This window comes from Salinivibrio sp. ML323 (assembly GCF_001995745.1).
In the GTDB taxonomy this organism is placed as follows: Bacteria; Pseudomonadota; Gammaproteobacteria; order Enterobacterales; family Vibrionaceae; genus Salinivibrio; species Salinivibrio kushneri.
The window spans coordinates 143,777-160,599 of record NZ_MUES01000001.1 but is presented as its reverse complement, the minus strand read 5'-3'; the positions used below and the strand labels follow the sequence as shown (position 1 = coordinate 160,599).

13 protein-coding genes are annotated in these 16,823 nt (G+C 51.0%); 3 read left to right on the top strand and 10 right to left on the bottom strand.

The window, feature by feature from the left end; translation table 11 throughout:
* Positions 1–14: 14 nt before the first annotated feature.
* The gene (locus tag BZG13_RS00725; protein ID WP_077484286.1) at positions 15–1,667 is read right to left on the bottom strand and encodes a SulP family inorganic anion transporter; all 1,653 of its coding nucleotides are present in this window, start codon (positions 1,665–1,667) and stop codon (positions 15–17) included.
* A 342-nt stretch (positions 1,668–2,009) separates the two neighbouring features.
* Positions 2,010–3,665: a SulP family inorganic anion transporter gene (locus BZG13_RS00720; protein WP_077484284.1), complete on the bottom strand. Its 1,656-nt coding sequence runs from the start codon at positions 3,663–3,665 to the stop codon at positions 2,010–2,012.
* Between the two features lie 213 nt (positions 3,666–3,878).
* On the opposite strand from BZG13_RS00720, the gene can reads away from it, so the two are divergent.
* On the top strand, positions 3,879–4,538 hold the full coding sequence (gene can / locus BZG13_RS00715) for a carbonate dehydratase (RefSeq protein WP_077484282.1): 660 nt from the start codon (positions 3,879–3,881) through the stop codon (positions 4,536–4,538).
* Positions 4,539–4,682: 144 nt separating this feature from the next.
* Here can and hpt read toward each other — a convergent pair whose 3' ends face one another.
* Positions 4,683–5,213, bottom strand: a complete 531-nt coding sequence (hpt, locus tag BZG13_RS00710; protein WP_077484280.1) for a hypoxanthine phosphoribosyltransferase — start codon at positions 5,211–5,213, stop codon at positions 4,683–4,685.
* A 347-nt stretch (positions 5,214–5,560) separates the two neighbouring features.
* On the opposite strand from hpt, the gene BZG13_RS00705 reads away from it, so the two are divergent.
* Complete coding sequence (locus BZG13_RS00705; RefSeq protein ID WP_077484278.1) at positions 5,561–6,166, top strand: TetR/AcrR family transcriptional regulator; 606 nt, start codon at positions 5,561–5,563, stop codon at positions 6,164–6,166.
* A gap of 59 nt (positions 6,167–6,225) precedes the next feature.
* Here BZG13_RS00705 and BZG13_RS00700 read toward each other — a convergent pair whose 3' ends face one another.
* The 6 genes from BZG13_RS00700 to BZG13_RS00675 form a co-directional block, all read right to left on the bottom strand.
* Positions 6,226–7,272, bottom strand: a complete 1,047-nt coding sequence (locus BZG13_RS00700) for an ABC transporter ATP-binding protein (RefSeq protein ID WP_077484276.1) — start codon at positions 7,270–7,272, stop codon at positions 6,226–6,228.
* Positions 7,269–8,900 carry an ABC transporter permease gene (locus BZG13_RS00695; protein WP_046073998.1) on the bottom strand — a complete coding sequence of 544 codons (1,632 nt, stop codon included), beginning with the start codon at positions 8,898–8,900 and terminating at the stop codon, positions 7,269–7,271. Before BZG13_RS00695 ends, BZG13_RS00700 begins: the two co-directional genes overlap by 4 nt.
* A 63-nt stretch (positions 8,901–8,963) precedes the next feature.
* On the bottom strand, positions 8,964–9,980 hold the full coding sequence (locus tag BZG13_RS00690) for a Fe(3+) ABC transporter substrate-binding protein (protein WP_069363379.1): 1,017 nt from the start codon (positions 9,978–9,980) through the stop codon (positions 8,964–8,966).
* A 164-nt stretch (positions 9,981–10,144) separates the two neighbouring features.
* Positions 10,145–11,374, bottom strand: a complete 1,230-nt coding sequence (locus tag BZG13_RS00685) for an ammonium transporter (RefSeq protein ID WP_077484274.1) — start codon at positions 11,372–11,374, stop codon at positions 10,145–10,147.
* A gap of 18 nt (positions 11,375–11,392) precedes the next feature.
* Entirely contained in the window at positions 11,393–11,731 is a 339-nt protein-coding gene (locus BZG13_RS00680) for a P-II family nitrogen regulator (RefSeq protein ID WP_069363377.1), read from the bottom strand.
* A 303-nt stretch (positions 11,732–12,034) separates the two neighbouring features.
* Positions 12,035–12,418 carry a YacL family protein gene (locus BZG13_RS00675; RefSeq protein ID WP_158011720.1) on the bottom strand — a complete coding sequence of 128 codons (384 nt, stop codon included), beginning with the start codon at positions 12,416–12,418 and terminating at the stop codon, positions 12,035–12,037.
* Between the two features lie 126 nt (positions 12,419–12,544).
* Between BZG13_RS00675 and BZG13_RS00670 the strand changes: the two genes are divergently transcribed.
* Positions 12,545–13,684 carry a glycerate kinase gene (locus BZG13_RS00670; protein WP_077484270.1) on the top strand — a complete coding sequence of 380 codons (1,140 nt, stop codon included), beginning with the start codon at positions 12,545–12,547 and terminating at the stop codon, positions 13,682–13,684.
* A gap of 80 nt (positions 13,685–13,764) precedes the next feature.
* Here BZG13_RS00670 and acnB read toward each other — a convergent pair whose 3' ends face one another.
* Complete coding sequence (acnB, locus tag BZG13_RS00665) at positions 13,765–16,362, bottom strand: bifunctional aconitate hydratase 2/2-methylisocitrate dehydratase (RefSeq protein WP_077456505.1); 2,598 nt, start codon at positions 16,360–16,362, stop codon at positions 13,765–13,767.
* Between the last annotated feature and the right edge of the window lie 461 nt (positions 16,363–16,823).

Genomic DNA, 16,823 nt, shown 5'->3' with positions numbered 1-16,823 from the left:
AAGCTCCCGTTCTTTTAAGGCATGACCTCGGTCACTCGGTGCGCGGCACGGAGTGCGTCATAACGGCTATCAAAAGTATGATCGTCGGTGAGCCAATTTTTAACATGCAAGCGCTCAAGCTGATCCCGTGTTTTTTGATGGGGGCAGAGCAGAAAAACTTGGCAATTGGCATCCACCGCATCTTTGATCGCATTTTCCAGCGCGAGGCCGACGGTCATATCAATCATGGGCACGTCACTGAGGTCTAAGATCATGACATCGAATTCCTCAATTTTACTGTGCTGACGTGCAATCGCTTTCGAGACACTGAATATCATTGGGCCTGAGAGATAGAAAAACAACACTTTTCCGTTGGCGCTATCTAATAAAGCCCTTTCCATCTCACTCAAGGGGACGTCATCTTCATCCGCATCACTGATCGCTTTGACCTGCTTTTCTTGCTCACGGCTTAAGTGTTCAATGGCAATAATATTGGCAATAAACACGCCCACACCCACTGCCACAATTAAGTCCACCAGCACGGTCAATATCATCACCCCATACATGATCACGGTTTGATGTAAGCTGACTTTGTGGGCACGTTGGATAAAGGTGCGGTCAAGGATATTGAACCCCACATAAATAGCGATACCCGCCAGCACCGCCATCGGGATGGGCTCAGTCAAAAAGCCTGCGACCAAGATCACCGCCGCTAAAATAAGGGCGCGCACAATGGCCGCAAAGGGTGAACGTCCACCCACTTGCACATTGACCACCGTGCCCATGGTGCCACCCGCGCCCGGCAAAGCGCCAAATAATCCCGCCACCATGTTGGCCACTCCCTGCCCGCGCAGTTCTTTATCCGAATCATGCTCTTCGCGCGTCAACGAGTCAGCGATGACCGCAGAGAGCAAGGTATCAATGCACCCCAAGGTCCCCAACACTAACGCATCCACCATCATGGTGGTGAGTACCTCACTGTCAATGTGTGGCAGCATCAAGGTGGGCAAGCCGGTGGGAATCACACCAATACGGCGAATCGCCTCAAGATCAAACCACCACATTGACAACACAGTCACCACCACCAAGGCAACGAGTTGCACCGGCATATAACGGCGATATTTTTGTGGGAAAGAAAAGAGGATCCCCAGCGTCAATAGCCCTAATAGCAGCTCACTTTGTTGGGTATGCGCGATGAGATCGGGCAGCGCTTGCAAGGTCCCGAGTACGCCACCGTCAGGGGTGCCTTGCCCCAGTAAAGGCGGCAACTGCAAAATGATCAAGATAACGCCAATGCCGGACATAAAGCCCGATATCACGCTATATGGCATTAAAGTGACGTATTTTCCAAGCTTCAAGGTCCCTAAAATCACTTGGAATAAGCCCGCCATCATCACCACCGTAAAGCCCATTGCCATGCCCCCTTCGGGGTAACGTGACACCATGGTGGTGAGTACCGCGGTCATGATCACTGTCATCGGGCCGGTCGGCTCTGAGATAAGGGTTGAAGAGCCACCAAACAACGCAGCAAACAGGCCTACTAAAATGGCCCCCCACATGCCGGCTTCGGCACCGGCACCTGACGCTACCCCGAACGCCAGCGAGAGGGGCAAAGAAATAACCGCCGTGGTGACGCCCCCAAACAGGTCCCCTTTCAGGGTCCAGTTCTTGAATCGTTCGAATTTCAAAACAGCTGATCCTTTCAAGTCGTATGCAGTATCACGGCCATGACGGCTTTACTCACTGGCACGGGGGTCCCCCAGTGCGCGCGCCAGTATATAGGAATGTGCACAAGATCAAATCAGGAGGGGAAACGCATGGTCAGTTTTCAACCAAAAAGAATAAAATGATGAGAAATGTGGCAAATATTCACTAAATATCTTGTATTTAAGTGATCGTGATGGGGGGGGATTTGGCTAATCGGGAAACGCGCGGATCCCTCTAAAAAGCCATGACAGCACACAAACCCGCTCATGACGCCAGTTTGCGAGTTTGTGTGTATCGAGGTGTAAGAGACGTTGAACAGTGCGCTATGGCATCACTTCTACCAAGCGGTTGGCCGCCTCTAATGCTGGTTTGCGTGTGGTAAAAATATGCGCGTCTCTGACCCAATCACCGATGTGAAGGCGCTGCAGCTGCTCACGTGTCTCATCGTGCGGGCACAGTAAAAACACCGTGCACTCGGCCTCACGCGCATCTTTAATCGCGTTCTCTAACGCCAAGCCAACCGTCATATCTAACATGGGCACATCGCTTAAATCCAATATCATCACACGGAACTCGTTGATGTGCGCATGCTGGCGTGCAATCGCTTTCGAGACACTGAAAATCATCGGCCCGGAAAGATAGAAAAACAACACTTGGCCATTGCTGGCATCAAGCAGCGCACGCTCTTCGTCATCAAGCGGCACTTCATCATCTTCGGCATCACTGATGGCCCGCACTTGCTTGGCTTGCTCTCGACTGAGGCGCTCAATCACCAATAAGTTGGCAATGAATACCCCCAAGCCAACGGCAACAATCAAATCGACAAATACCGTCAGCGCCATCACGCCATACATGATCCCCGTCTGCTGTAAGCTGATCTTGTGGGCACGATGCAGAAAGCTCCAATCGAGGATATTAAAACCGACGTACAAGGCGATGCCCGCCAATACTGCCATCGGGATGGGCGCGGTCAGCGCACCGGCGACCAATACCACCGCGGCTAACATCGCCGCCCGCAACATTCCCGATAAGGGAGAACGCGCGCCTACTTGTACATTCACCACGGTGCCCATAGTCGCCCCCGCGCCAGGGAGCGCACCAAGTAACCCGGCAATCATATTGGCGACGCCCTGTCCGCGCAGCTCGCGATCAGAGTTGTGTTCTTGCCGCGTCAGGGAGTCAGCAATCACCGCGGTTAATAAGGTATCAATACAGCCTAAGGTACCCAGTACGAGGGCATCAATCACCATCGCAGTAAAATGCTCAGCCGTGATATGCGGAAGCACTAGCGAGGGTAAGCCAGTGGGTATTTCCCCAATACGACGAATGCTGTCGGTATCAAACAATAAAATCGACACCAAAGTGATACTGACGAGTGCGACAAGCTGTGCGGGAATAAAACGACGATACTTGGCAGGGAAATAAAACAAGATGCCAAGGGTGAGTCCCCCGAGGAACACCTCTTTAAAATCGGCATTAGCGAGTAAGTCAGGCAATGCTTTGAGGGTGCCAAGCGCCCCGCCAGAAGGTGCGGCTTGCCCCAATAACGGCGCCAGCTGGAGCAAAATCAAGATCACCCCAATCCCTGACATAAAGCCTGACACCACACTGTAGGGCATCAAGGTAACGTATTTACCTAGCCTTAAACTGCCAATCAGAACTTGGAACGCGCCAGCCATCATCACCACGGTAAACGCCATAGCAACGCCTCCTTCCGGGTAGCGAGCCATCATCGCGGTTAGCACCGTGGTCATGATCACTGTCATCGGCCCAGTGGGCTCGGAGATCAACGTTGATGAACCACCAAATAACGAGGCAAACAACCCGACTAGAATCGCGCCCCATAGCCCAGCTTCCGCGCCAGCGCCTGAGGCGACACCAAATGCTAGCGCCAATGGCAATGAGATAATCGCGGTAGTGACCCCACCAAACAAATCCCCTTTTACTGTCAGCTGCGCAAATCGTCCTTTATCAAACACGCACTACCCCTACTGCGGTTAAGATCATGATAGAGCGAACAGTATACGAATTTTCTTGGATTAACCTATCCGAGCAGTGGTGTTGCAGGTAAACAGCGTGATCCATTGGACGCGAAAGGTGTAAAAAAATGTGAAAATTGATCTCAGTATATTTCAATCCCCCTCATTGCGGTATAGTGGCAATTGATAACTTTGCCAAAAGACTGAGTGGATATGGCCCAAATCAAAGCGTTGTTCGCCAACAATAAAGCCTGGTCAAAAGACATTCGTGATACCAACCCACAATTTTTTGCCGAGTTGGCGAAAGAACAACATCCAGAATATTTATGGATTGGCTGCGCCGATAGTCGCGTCCCCGCAGAGCGCCTGACTGGCTTAGACTCGGGCGAGCTTTTTGTTCATCGTAATGTCGCCAATCAAGTGATTCATACCGATCTCAATTGTTTATCCGTGGTGCAGTACGCCGTCGATGTCCTGCAAATCAAACACATTATTGTCTGTGGCCACTATGGTTGTGGCGGGGTACATGCAGCGATTGAAAACCCTGAGCTGGGTTTAATTAACAACTGGTTACTGCATATTCGTGATCTCTACCTCAAGCACAAAAGCTATCTTAGCCAACTGCCCGCACAAGCCCGTGGTAACCGGCTGTGTGAGATCAATGTCGCCGAACAGGTTTATCATCTGGGCAATTCAACGATTTTGCGAGCGGCCTGGGAGCGCGGCCAAGATGTGAAGGTCCATGGCTGGTTTTACGACACCACCGACGGGATCTTGCGGGATCTAGGGATGACCGCCAATAGTCAGGCATCACTGGAAATCAACTATCAATCGGCGATGTGTGAACTCGTGTCTGACCAGGTCGAGTGTTAGTCTTTCCACTCCTCCCTGACAAGGCAGGATGGCACTCGCCTGTCTCATGGGGTCAAAAAAACCGAGCGACCGCTCGGTTTTTCATTGCTCGTGAGACGCTCTGTCGCTCTGCGCGATGATTAGCGTTGCCAATCACCGTGAAAATTAATCCAATGGAATCACTTTACCGACGTACGGCAGATGGCGATACTTTTGCGCATAATCAATGCCCACACCGACCACAAATTCATCTGGAATCGTAAAGCCCAACCAATCAACCTTGACGTCGACTTCTCGGCGCTCTGGCTTGTCTAACAATGTACAAATACGTACAGAATTTGGCTCGCGCAAAGACAGGATTTCACACACCTTGCTGAGCGTATTGCCGGTATCGATGATATCCTCGACTAAGAGTACATCTTTGCCTTTAATATCATCATCTAAATCTTTCAAAATACGCACATCACGCGTACTTTCCATGCTGTTGCCGTAACTTGATGCGGTCATAAAGTCGACCGCGTGCGGCAAGTCAATGGCACGGCATAAGTCGGCCATGAAAACGAACGAGCCTCGCAACAATCCAACCAATACTAGGTCTTTTGAATCTTTATAATGCTCGTTGATCTCGGCGCCCAGGGCTTTGACTCGCGCCTGTACGTCCTGCTCTGAAATCATCACTTCAACGGTGTGTTTCATATCTGCCCCGATGGTTGTCTCTCCGAAAAAGGGAGGTCACTTACAAAGGTGGCATAGTCTAGCACTAAATCGATTGCGGATCCCAGTGAGTGCGTTTTTGCCGCTTATGCACCTGCACACTAGTTGGCTATCACGCTGATTGATAAGAAAAAATAATCCCTGCCTTTGTTTTTAATAATGAATGACTTTTTTTGCAGACAAAATTACTGTTTTACGGCCYAGATCAGGCTTCTAGCCGTTGTCAGGCCATAAATGGCTGGTATAAACTCGAACTCGCTAATAATAAAATCATTAGCACAAACAATAATTAATTTGTACAAACCAAAAATAAGTTGGCAGGTTTTAGGATGGCTCAATCAAATGAGAGAACAAGGACGCGGCTATCGCCCGAGCGCCGCAAAGAGCAGTTATTAGGGTGTGGCTTAGATGTGTTTGCGAAACGCGGGATTGGTCGTGCCGGACACGCCGATATTGCCGAAATGGCAGACGTCTCTGTCGCGACCGTATTTAACTACTTCCCAACCCGTGAAGACTTGGTGGAAGAGATCTTGGCCCAGACCGAGAAACACTTCATAAAACTCATTAATGAGTGCACCGAGCAAGATCAATCAATGCGAGCATCGCTAAACTGCATTACCTCGCAAATTATCGACACGGCACTGGCAGACAAAGCTTGGATGAAAGTCTGGTTTGAATGGAGTACCTCTATTCGCGAGGATATTTGGCCACGCTTTGTCAAAGGCAGTCGAGATGCGATGGATCAGTTCGAGCACGTGTTCGAGAACGGGATGGCAAAAGGTGAAATGGTCGACCGTTACCAACCGCGTGAGCTTGCCAGTATGTTAGCTGGGGTGTGCTATGTGCTGTTTTTACAGGCGCACCAACAACCAGATAAAACGGCTTTAAACGCCATGGCTCAGCACTATGTTGATGTACTGTGCCAACAAAGCTAACCAGGTGTTCAACCTAGTAGAAAGCCAACCCCTCGGTTGGCTTTTTTGGTTCTGGTGTCTTAATCGTCAATAAAACTCGGCCCATCATTGAACAGGACGGGCTCGTGAGGGCGGATATGTAAACTGACTTTATCCCCAACCAATAGCGGCTCGCGCGCGTGCACCGATAGTTTTTGACCGTGGATATCGATGGTGTAACGGCTGCTGTCCCCCATAAACTGCTGAGACAATACCTGCCCTTCCCCCTTCTCATCAGCACGAATGCTAAGAAACTGCGGTCTCAGTAACCACCAATGCGGGCCTGGATGACAATGCACCGGACGAGGCCAAGGGCCGAGCGGTGTCTGCATTTGTTCTTGCGACGAGACCGTTACCGGCACATAAGAGCCCTGGCCAAGAAAATCAGCGACGAAGCGGCTCGCAGGTTGATAATACACCTCAGTGGTATCACCATACTGCTCAATGAGTCCCTGGTTCATCACGGCCAGCTTATCGGCAAACGCGAATGCTTCTTCTCGACTATGCGTCACCAGGATCGCCGTCACCCCTTGGGATTTAAAAATGCGTCGGATTTCCTCAATTAAATCATGACGAACTTGGGTATCAATATTCGAAAAGGGCTCATCAAGCAATAACAGATCGGGTTCATAAGCCAGCGCGCGCGCTATCGCCACCCGCTGTTGCTGGCCGCCCGAGAGCTGATGAGGATAGCGGTCACCCAGCTCCGCCAGACGCACCAGCTTGAGCATTTCAGTCACTTTTTCACTTCGTGCTGCCGTGCTGAATCCAGACAGACCAAACCCCACGTTGTCTGCCACCGTAAGGTGTGGGAACAGCGCATAGTCTTGAAAAATCATCCCAATATTGCGTTGCTCTGGCGGGATTGAATGCTGAGTATCATCCATGAGTTTGCACCCAATCGATAGTTTTCCTGACGATAATGGCATTAATCCAGCCATTGCTTTTAGCAACGTCGTCTTCCCGCAGCCACTCGCGCCGAGCAAGCACACAATCTCTCCCTGCGCGACTTGCAGCGACAAATCCTTGAGGACAGGCGTACCGTTATAACTGCAGGTCAAATTCTCTATCGCGAGCGCACACTTCATTGATATTTTTGCTCCAATGACCGGTTAATCAGGATAAGGGGGACCAAGCCAACCACGACCAACAAAATGGCAGGCAAGGCGGCATACTCCAAGTGCTCATCCGAGGTAAAGTTGTACACATACGTGGCCAGTGTTTCGAAATTAAAAGGGCGTAGTAGAATCGCTGCATTAAGCTCTTTCATCGACTCAATAAACACCAACAGCATCGCAATGAGCGTGCCCCGCCGAATTAAGGGTAAATGCACACGGCGAATCACCCCTGTGGTGGTGCATCCCATGGTTCGCGCCGCCATATCCAGTGACGGAGGAATTTTGGCCATGCTTGATTCAATACTGCCAATGGCGACGGCACTGAACCGCACGACAAACGCGACCAATAAGGCCACCATGGTGCCAGATAATAGGAGGCCAGGCCGTCCCCAGCCGTAATGCGTGGCAATATCGTTAATGAAGTGATCACCGCGGGTCAATACTAACATCACACCAATCGCAAGCACCGTCCCCGGCACCGCATAGCCCATCGACGCCAACCGCATGGGGGCAACACTGACCCCATGCCCACGCAGGCGGCGATACACATTCACGGTCCACGCAATACCCACCGCGATCAGAGCCGCCAAACTGGAGGTATAAAAGCTGTTATAGCTAAAAGTGGCAAACTCGCTGACCGCATTTTTTTCGTAGTAGTGCCATGCATAAACTAACAGCTGTAGCAGGGGTAAAATAAACGCCAGTGACAATAAACTCCAGCACCAGGCTAACACCCCCACTTTACGCCAGCCTGTTAAGGGCATTTTCTCAATCGCATCACTGCTCGAGCTTGGACTAAATTGCGCTTGTTTGCGTCGCCCATAACGTTCCGCACTGATCAAAAGGAAGATAGCCACCAGCATGATCGCTGAGATTTTAGCGGCAGCGGTTAAGCTCGAATAGCTCAACCAGGTATCATAGACCGCGGTCGTAAGAGTGCTGACCGCAAAGTAATTGACCGTACCAAAATCGCCTAGTGCCTCCATTGCCACCAAAGAGGCACCTACCGCAATCGCCGGCCGTGCTAACGGTAAAGAAATGCGCCGAAAGCTTTGCATCGGTGAGCAACCGAGCAAACGCGCGGAGTGGGTCAAGGTGACACTCTGCTCCATAAATGCGGCACGGGTGAGCAGGTAGATATAAGGGTATAAGACTAACGCCAGCACAAAACACGCACCTGGCAAGGTACGCATATCGGGAAACCAGTAATCATTGACCGTTTGCCATTCAAACAGCGCCCGCAAGCCGCGTTGCAATGGACCCGCATAATCAAACCAGTCAGTATAGATATAACCGATGATATAGCCCGGCATCGCAAGCGGAAGCACCATCGCCCACTGCAGTTGCCGGCTACCCGGTACCTGATACATGGCCAGCATCCAGGCGGTGGGTACTCCGAGAATGATCGCAATCGCCACCACGCCAGCCACTAATAAGCTGGTATTCAAGGTGTAAGTCGGTAGTACGGTCTCGAACAAATGGGGAAAAATATCCCCGGTATCGCCCACCGCGGTATAAAAGATCGCTAAGATCGGCAAAACCAGCAATAGGGCTAGGCCCCAACTGCTGGTTTTTATCATGGGTAATCTATCTCGCATGGCCTACTACATTAAGGCGTCAGAGAAAGACAACAGGGGCGGCAGCCGCCCCTATGCAATGGCTTACAGGTCGAACTGAACTTCATCCAGCAATTTCACTGACTGGCTGTAGTTATCCGCAATCGCCTCAAGCGGCATTGGGTCATGCTTGTAGTCGCCCCAAGACGCCACCAGCTCAGACTGCTCAACACCCGGCTTCACCGGCTCTTCGAAGTTCACCTCAGCATACATATGCTGTGCTTTGTCTGACGTTAAAAATTCCATTAGTTTTAGCGCGTTTTCTTCGTTCGGTGCGTACTTCGCCATCGCCATGCCACTCACGTTCACGTGCGTACCGTAAGCATTCTGGCCTGGATAGTTCAAGTAAACCGCTTCCGCCCACGCTGTTTGTTCTTCGTCGTTCAGCATTTTGCCCAGGTAATAGCTATTACCTAGTGAGACGTCACACAGGCCTTCTTTGATCGCTTTCACTTGTGCACGATCATTGCCTTGTGGTTTACGTGCGAGATTGTCTTTTACGCCCTCAAGCCACTCTTTGGCTTTCGCTTCACCGTGGTTTTCGATGATAGCTGACACCAGAGAAACATTGTATGGGTGTTTGCCTGAACGGGTGCAAATCTTGCCTTTCCATTCTGGTTTTGCCAAGTCGAGATAATCAAAATCGTCACCCAGTTTGCCGACACGCTCGCGAGAAGAGTATACCGCACGTGCACGCGTGGTTAGCGCGACCCACTTATCTTCACTATCACGGAACTGCTCAGGCACGTTTTGATCGATGAGATCGCTTTGCACAGGCTGCACTACGTCTTGGTTTACCAGCTCTTTAAGGCGTGAGATATCAACGGTTAGCAGTACGTCAGCCGGGCTGTACTCTCCTTCTTGCTTGACCTTTTCCGCCATGCCTTTTTTAGCGAACTTAACATTCACTTCAATGCCGGTCTCTTCGGTAAACGCATCGAACATAGGCTCAATCAAGAAAGGTTGGCGATACGAGTAAACATTGACTTCTTCGGATGCGACCGCGGCGCTGGTTCCTAATAAGCTTGCGGTAATAGCCGAGGCAATCAGTAGTTTTTTCATCGTGGCAGTCCTTAAATATGATGATAAATGATAACGAATCTCACTTTCGTTAGTATACAGAGAATGACTGGATGCTCAATATCGATAAGATCAAAAAAAAACGAAACCCTACATTAAAAATGTAAGGTTTCGTTTCAGAGTCTAATCGAATTGCGTGTAACTGACTATTTTACGCTGACAAATTCGGGATATGCATCAATACCACAGTCGTGTAGATCCATCCCTGACATCTCCTCTTCTTCGGTGACACGAACCCCCATGGTGTTTTTCAGTACTAGCCACACGAGGAAACTTGCCGCAAACACCCAAGCAAAAATCACCGCCGCGCCCAGAAGCTGCGCACCAAAGGTTGCTCCGGTGTTACTTAAAGGCACAACCATCAAGCCGAAGAAGCCACACACACCGTGCACGGAGATAGCACCGACAGGATCATCCACTTTTACCTTGTCCAGACCGATAATACTGAATACGACAATCACACCTGATACCGCACCGATAATCAGCGCTGCCACGGGTGAAGGCGATAAAGGATCCGCCGTGATGGCCACTAAGCCGGCTAACGCACCGTTAAGCACCATGGTCAAATCGGCTTTTCCCCAAAGGGTTTTACACACCAGCAAGGCGGCTATCGCACCGGCCGCCGCCGCCGCATTGGTATTCAAGAAGATTTGTCCGACCGCCGTAGCGTTTTCAAAATCCGAGACCATCAGTTGTGAGCCACCGTTAAACCCAAACCAGCCGAACCATAAGATGAAGGTACCGAGTGTTGCCAGAGGCAGGTTTGAGCCAGGGATGGGATTGATTTTGCCATTTTTGCTGTATTTCCCTTTACGCGCCCCCAAGAGCAGGACACCTGCTAGGGCCGCAGCGGCACCGGCCATGTGAACAATCCCGGAGCCTGCGAAGTCGCTAAAGCCTGCTTCTGAAAGAAAACCACCGCCCCAGGTCCAGTAACCTTCAACCGGATAAATCACCGCGGTTAAGACGACAGAGAACACCAGGAATGCCCACAGCTTCATACGCTCAGCTACCGCGCCTGACACCACAGACATCGCGGTTGCCACAAACACCACTTGGAAGAAGAAGTCTGATTCAAGCGAGTGATCCGCGTCTGCCCCTTGCGTACCAATCAAGGTCCCAAAAGAAGGGACAAAGCCACCGCCACTGTTATCCACGTACATGATGTTATAACCCACCAACAGGTACATAGTGCACGCGATGGCGTAGAGGCAGATATTTTTGGTCAGTATCTCAGTGGTGTTTTTCGAGCGCACTAGGCCTGCCTCTAACATGGCAAAGCCAGCCGCCATCCACATCACTAACGCACCAGATAAAAGAAAGAAAAAAGTGTCGAGCGCGTAGCGCAATTCAGTCACCGTGTTTACCAGTTCCATTGTCTTTACTCCCTGTTTTTAAATTGCTTCCAGATCCATCTCGCCAGTACGGATCCGCACCGCCTGCTGAAGATCAAAGACGAAGATCTTCCCGTCGCCGATCTTGCCGGTTTGTGCGGCTTGAGCGATCGCATCCACCACACTGTCGACATGTTCGCTCTGCACAGCGATTTCTAATTTTACTTTGGGTAAAAAATCGACCTGATATTCAGCACCACGGTATAACTCTGTGTGCCCTTTTTGGCGGCCAAAGCCTTTCACTTCTGAGACAGTCATGCCGTCAATGCCAGCATCCGCCAACGCTTCACGTACGTCATCRAGCTTGAACGGCTTGATAATGGCGCTAATCAGTTTCATATCCTTCTCCTGCGTCCTTGTGTTTGCATCATCATCCAACCATCAAGAGCCGTGCCAAGATTTAAATAATTTAAAATCAACAACTTAAATTAAAAACACATGTAAGGGCGTTCATTTGCACCATTTAAGTGCGAATTATTCACCAACACCGCGCATGCCAAGGGGAACGATAGGCAATTGCACCAATGGGGAACATCGACACGAGAATAAGGAGAAAAAACGAGGGGGAGATCTATCTATTCAAAGCACGCATAGGGGAATACGTGCTCATCCATGCATCGCTCACTCAGTGAGCCTCAGCACTTAACGTCGACCGTAACGGGCAATGAAGTCTTGGTAAGCGCCCAACATCACTAAAAAATCTTGGTAACCACACGCCGCGTAACTTTCTTCATCATAAAAGGTCAGCGCCTGCTCATTGAGCGTGGTTTGCGCATCATCCGAGGCAGGTTGCAGCATGGCATTCGCCACCACCACGACCTCATCACGATTGGCGGTAAGCGTGAACGTATGCCCGCGCCACTGCTGCTCTGACTCAAGTTGCTGCAGAGTATGTAGACAGGGTGTCACTTGAGCCAGCTCAGTGCCGAGTTCATCCAATAGCCAACGTCCTATGGCTTCATGTCCCATAGAAAAAACAATCCGGTAGCTGTCATCAAAACTGTTGCGAGAAAATTCGTAATCCACACTGACCTCCAAATTTGGCACGCTATTGTCCTGCTTTTTGCCAGAATTGCCAAGCCGGGACTGTCATCCAAATATCACTTCAACCATACTTAAATGGAATAACAGTAGGCAGCAAAGGATAGGCAAATGCATATCGTGATCGCACCTGATTCATTTAAAGAAGGCCTTAGTGCTCGCCATGTTGCACAGGCGATTGAGGCTGGCATGGTGCCTATTTTACCTAACGCCCGTTTCTCGCAACTGCCAATGGCGGATGGTGGTGAGGGCTTTGCACAAAGCTTTCTCGATCAGCTTGGTGGCGAGCGCTATCACTGCGAGGTCACTGGGCCTGACTTTCGCTCGGTGACCGCCGAATTTGTTATCAATCGCGAACATCGTCTGGCCGTTATCGATGTTGCCAGTGCTTCAGGCCTTCCCTTAGTGCCACAGCACGCACGCCATCCTCGTCATACCACCAGCTTAGGGACCGGCGAACTGATTCGTGCCGCGCTTGACCATGATATTGACGAAATCATTATCGGCTTGGGGGGCAGTGCCACCAATGATGCCGGTGCAGGGATCCTAACCGCCCTCGGCGCCAAGCTTCTTGATGGCGCAGGCAAACCGATACCGCCTACAGGAGAGGGGCTGGGTGCGCTGATGACTCTGGATCTTGACGAACTGGATGCTCGCCTTAACACGGTCAAACTCACTGCCGCCTGCGATGTCGATAACCCCTTATGTGGACCACATGGTGCCACGACCGTCTTTGGACCACAAAAAGGCGCCCGGGAAGAAGATATTCGAGACTTGGAGCAATACCTGCACCGCTTTGCCAGTATTTGCCACCTGCAATTAGGACAGTCCATTTGCCACTTTGCAGGCGCTGGCGCGGCTGGCGGGATGGGTGCAACACTCGGCGGATTACTTGGCGCGCAGCTTGAGCCCGGTGTCGACTTATTGCTCTCACGCACCCATGCACACCACGTGTTAGCGCAAGCCGATTGGGTGATCACGGGCGAAGGCCGTGTCGATGGGCAAACGCAGCACGGCAAAGTGCCGGCTGCTATCGCCAGAATCGCACATGCCGATGATGTCCCCGTCATCGTGCTCGCTGGCAGTGTCGGTGACGATTGCGAAGCGCTTTATCAGCAAGGTGTCACCGCAATCTTCCCCATTCAAGCGGGCCCTTGTGAATTGAGCGACGCGCTGATGAATAGCAAAAAAAATCTCATGCGCACCGGTGAAAACATAGCACGCTTGATCCGATTAGCTGGTTACACATGAGTGTTACCTAAAGGTTAAATCCAAAAAAAGCGCCCCCTAACAACGGGGGCGCTTTCTGTGAGCCTGCGAGTAAAATACGCTTATACCGCGGCTTTAATAATCACATCATCCGCTTTTTTGGTGTAGGCATCCATTTGATGGAAGTTGAGGTAGCGATAGGTATCGCTAGCGGTCGCATTAATTTGCTCCGCGTACTCAAGGTATTCCTCTCTGGTCGGAATACGGCCAAGGATCGCGCCGACAGCAGACAACTCCGCTGATGCGAGATAGACATTGGCGCCCGTACCCAGTCGGTTCGGGAAGTTGCGCGTCGAGGTCGACAGTACGGTAGACTTTTCTGCCACACGCGCTTGGTTACCCATACACAACGAGCATCCTGGCGTTTCTATGCGCACCCCTGCCCGGCCATAAATGCCGTAGTAGCCTTCGGCGGTGAGCTGATCTCTGTCCATCTTCGTCGGTGGTGCCACCCACATACGGGTAGATAAACTCCCTCCAAACTTGTCCAGCAGTTTACCCGCCGCGCGGAAGTGACCAATGTTGGTCATACAGCTGCCGATAAAGACTTCATCAACACTGTCGCCTGCCACATCTGACAAACTACGCGCATCATCGGGATCATTCGGCGCGCATAGAATTGGCTCTTTGATGTCAGCCAGATCGATTTCAAGCACATGCGCATACTCGGCATCTTTATCTGCTTCCATCAAGCTTGGGTTTTCCAGCCACTGTTGCATAGCTTGAATGCGGCGCTCGATGGTACGGCGATCGCCATAGCCCTCAGAGATCATCCACTTAAGCATCACAATGTTCGACTCTAAATACTCAGCCACAGAGTCTTGCGACAACTTAACGGTACAACCAGCCGCTGAACGCTCCGCTGATGCATCTGACAGCTCAAACGCCTGCTCAACCGTCAGGTGCTCAACCCCTTCGATCTCCAAAATACGGCCAGAGAACTCGTTAATCTTGCCCGATTTCTCCACCGTCAGCAGCCCTTTTTGAATGCCAAAGTAAGGGATAGCATGAACCAGGTCACGCAACGTCACCCCGGGTTGCATTTCGCCTTTAAAGCGTACCAATACGGACTCTGGCATATCCAAAGGCATGACCCCAGTTGCCGCGGCAAACGCGACCAAGCCAGAGCCTGCCGGGAAAGAGATCCCGAGGGGGAAGCGAGTATGTGAATCGCCACCAGTACCTACGGTATCAGGCAGCAGCATACGGTTGAGCCATGAGTGGATCACACCGTCACCGGGACGCAGCGCCACACCACCACGGTTCATAATAAAGTCTGGCAACGTATGGTGGGTTTCCACATCCACCGGCTTTGGATAAGCCGAGGTATGGCAGAACGACTGCATGGTCAAATCAGCGGTAAAGCCAAGGCAGGCCAAATCTTTCAGCTCGTCGCGAGTCATTGGCCCGGTGGTATCTTGCGAGCCCACGGTGGTCATTTTTGGCTCACAATAGGTGTTCGGGCGCACGCCCTCAACGCCACACGCTTTGCCCACCATTTTTTGTGCCAAGGTAAAGCCTTTGGTGGAATCAGCCACCGGACGTGGGCGACGGAACACCTCAGAGGGCTCAAGCCCTAAGCTTTCGCGGGCTTTATCGGTCAGCCCTCGGCCAATGATCAAGGGGATACGTCCGCCCGCACGCACTTCATCGTACAGAATGTCCGTTTTTAGTTGGAAGGTAGATAGGACATCATCGGTGCCGTGCTTGCACACTTTGCCGTCGGCCGGATACAGGTCAATCACATCGCCCATGTTGAGCTTGCTCACATCAAGTTCAATCGGCAGAGCGCCCGCATCTTCCATGGTATTAAAGAAAATAGGCGCGATTTTGCCACCTAAACAAAAACCACCTGAGCGCTTGTTAGGGACGTTAGGAATATCGTGCCCCATAAACCACAACACCGAGTTAGTTGCCGACTTACGAGACGAGCCAGTACCGACCACATCACCGACATAAACCAGTGGATGACCTTTTTCTTCCAGCTTTTTCATTTGCTCGATCGGGCCAATCTCTCCCGGTTTATCCGGCTGAATACCCTCGCGCTCGTTTTTCAGCATCGCAAGAGCATGTAAGGGAATATCTGGACGTGACCAAGCATCTGGCGCGGGTGACAAGTCATCGGTGTTGGTTTCACCCGAGACTTTGAACACAGTCAGTGTCACTTTTTCAGGAATTTGTGGTTTTTCCAGGTACCACTCAGCGTTCGCCCACGACGCCATCACCTGCTTAGCGTAGGCATTGCCTGCTTTCATTTTGTCTTCAACGTCGTAAAACGCATCGAACATCAATAAGGTATGAGACAGCACTTTCGCCGCAATGGGCGCAAGCTTGTCATCATCAAGTAAGGTGATCAGTGGTTCGATGTTATACCCCCCTTGCATGGTGCCAAGTAATTCAGTGGCACGCTCGGGGCTAATCAAGGGTGATTGCGCCTCGCCTTTAGCTAGGGCGGCAAGAAAGCCAGCTTTCACATAAGCGGCTTCATCCACACCGGGTGGGATTCGGTTTTCCAGTAAATAAACGAGGGTTTCTTCTTCGCCAGCGGGCGGGTTTTTCAGCAGTTCTATCAAACTGGCGGTTTGCTCAGCGTTAAGCGGTTTAGGCACAATACCCTGAGCGGCACGTTCTTCGACGTGTTTACGGTAGGCTTCAAGCACGACTATTTCCTCTTTTCTCGGTCAGATCGTGTGATCCAACATCCTTGGAAAGTGTTAGTACTCGTATCACGCTTATCCGGCGAAGTTTATTAAAATTTTCCAGCAAGACGAGGGTTCGAGCACGTAACCGCTGCGTGAGGATAGCATTTTTAACCTAAAATTAAAATCTACTCGTTTTGTGAAACATAATACTTAGGTCGTAGTGACGCGGTACGCTAATCCACACCTCTAGGTATAAGTTACCCAGAGCCTATCGCGGTTGTCACTGATTCTACACCGCTTTTCGCCATCGCGCAGTGATCCGACTACCATTGCTTTGCGCCCTATCTCCCGCAAACGACGACACACTTTTACCGCTTTATGTTGAAAGCGCGAGTAAAGTGTCATTTTTATCAATAACCCTAAGCAAAAGCTTCAATTTTATTGTTTCATGGTCGATATATAACCAATCATTCACACAT

What these genes read in the sequence shown, in the direction of transcription:
- BZG13_RS00670 (WP_077484270.1), top strand. Translation starts at nt 12,545, where the DNA reads ATGCATATCGTGATCGCACCTGATTCATTTAAAGAAGGCCTTAGTGCT.
- BZG13_RS00700 (WP_077484276.1), bottom strand. Translation starts at nt 7,272, where the DNA reads ATGAAGTGTGCGCTCGCGATAGAGAATTTGACCTGCAGTTATAACGGT.
- BZG13_RS00685 (WP_077484274.1), bottom strand. Translation starts at nt 11,374, where the DNA reads ATGGAACTGGTAAACACGGTGACTGAATTGCGCTACGCGCTCGACACT.
- can (WP_077484282.1), top strand. Translation starts at nt 3,879, where the DNA reads ATGGCCCAAATCAAAGCGTTGTTCGCCAACAATAAAGCCTGGTCAAAA.
- BZG13_RS00690 (WP_069363379.1), bottom strand. Translation starts at nt 9,980, where the DNA reads ATGAAAAAACTACTGATTGCCTCGGCTATTACCGCAAGCTTATTAGGA.
- BZG13_RS00695 (WP_046073998.1), bottom strand. Translation starts at nt 8,900, where the DNA reads ATGCGAGATAGATTACCCATGATAAAAACCAGCAGTTGGGGCCTAGCC.
- hpt (WP_077484280.1), bottom strand. Translation starts at nt 5,213, where the DNA reads ATGAAACACACCGTTGAAGTGATGATTTCAGAGCAGGACGTACAGGCG.
- BZG13_RS00705 (WP_077484278.1), top strand. Translation starts at nt 5,561, where the DNA reads ATGGCTCAATCAAATGAGAGAACAAGGACGCGGCTATCGCCCGAGCGC.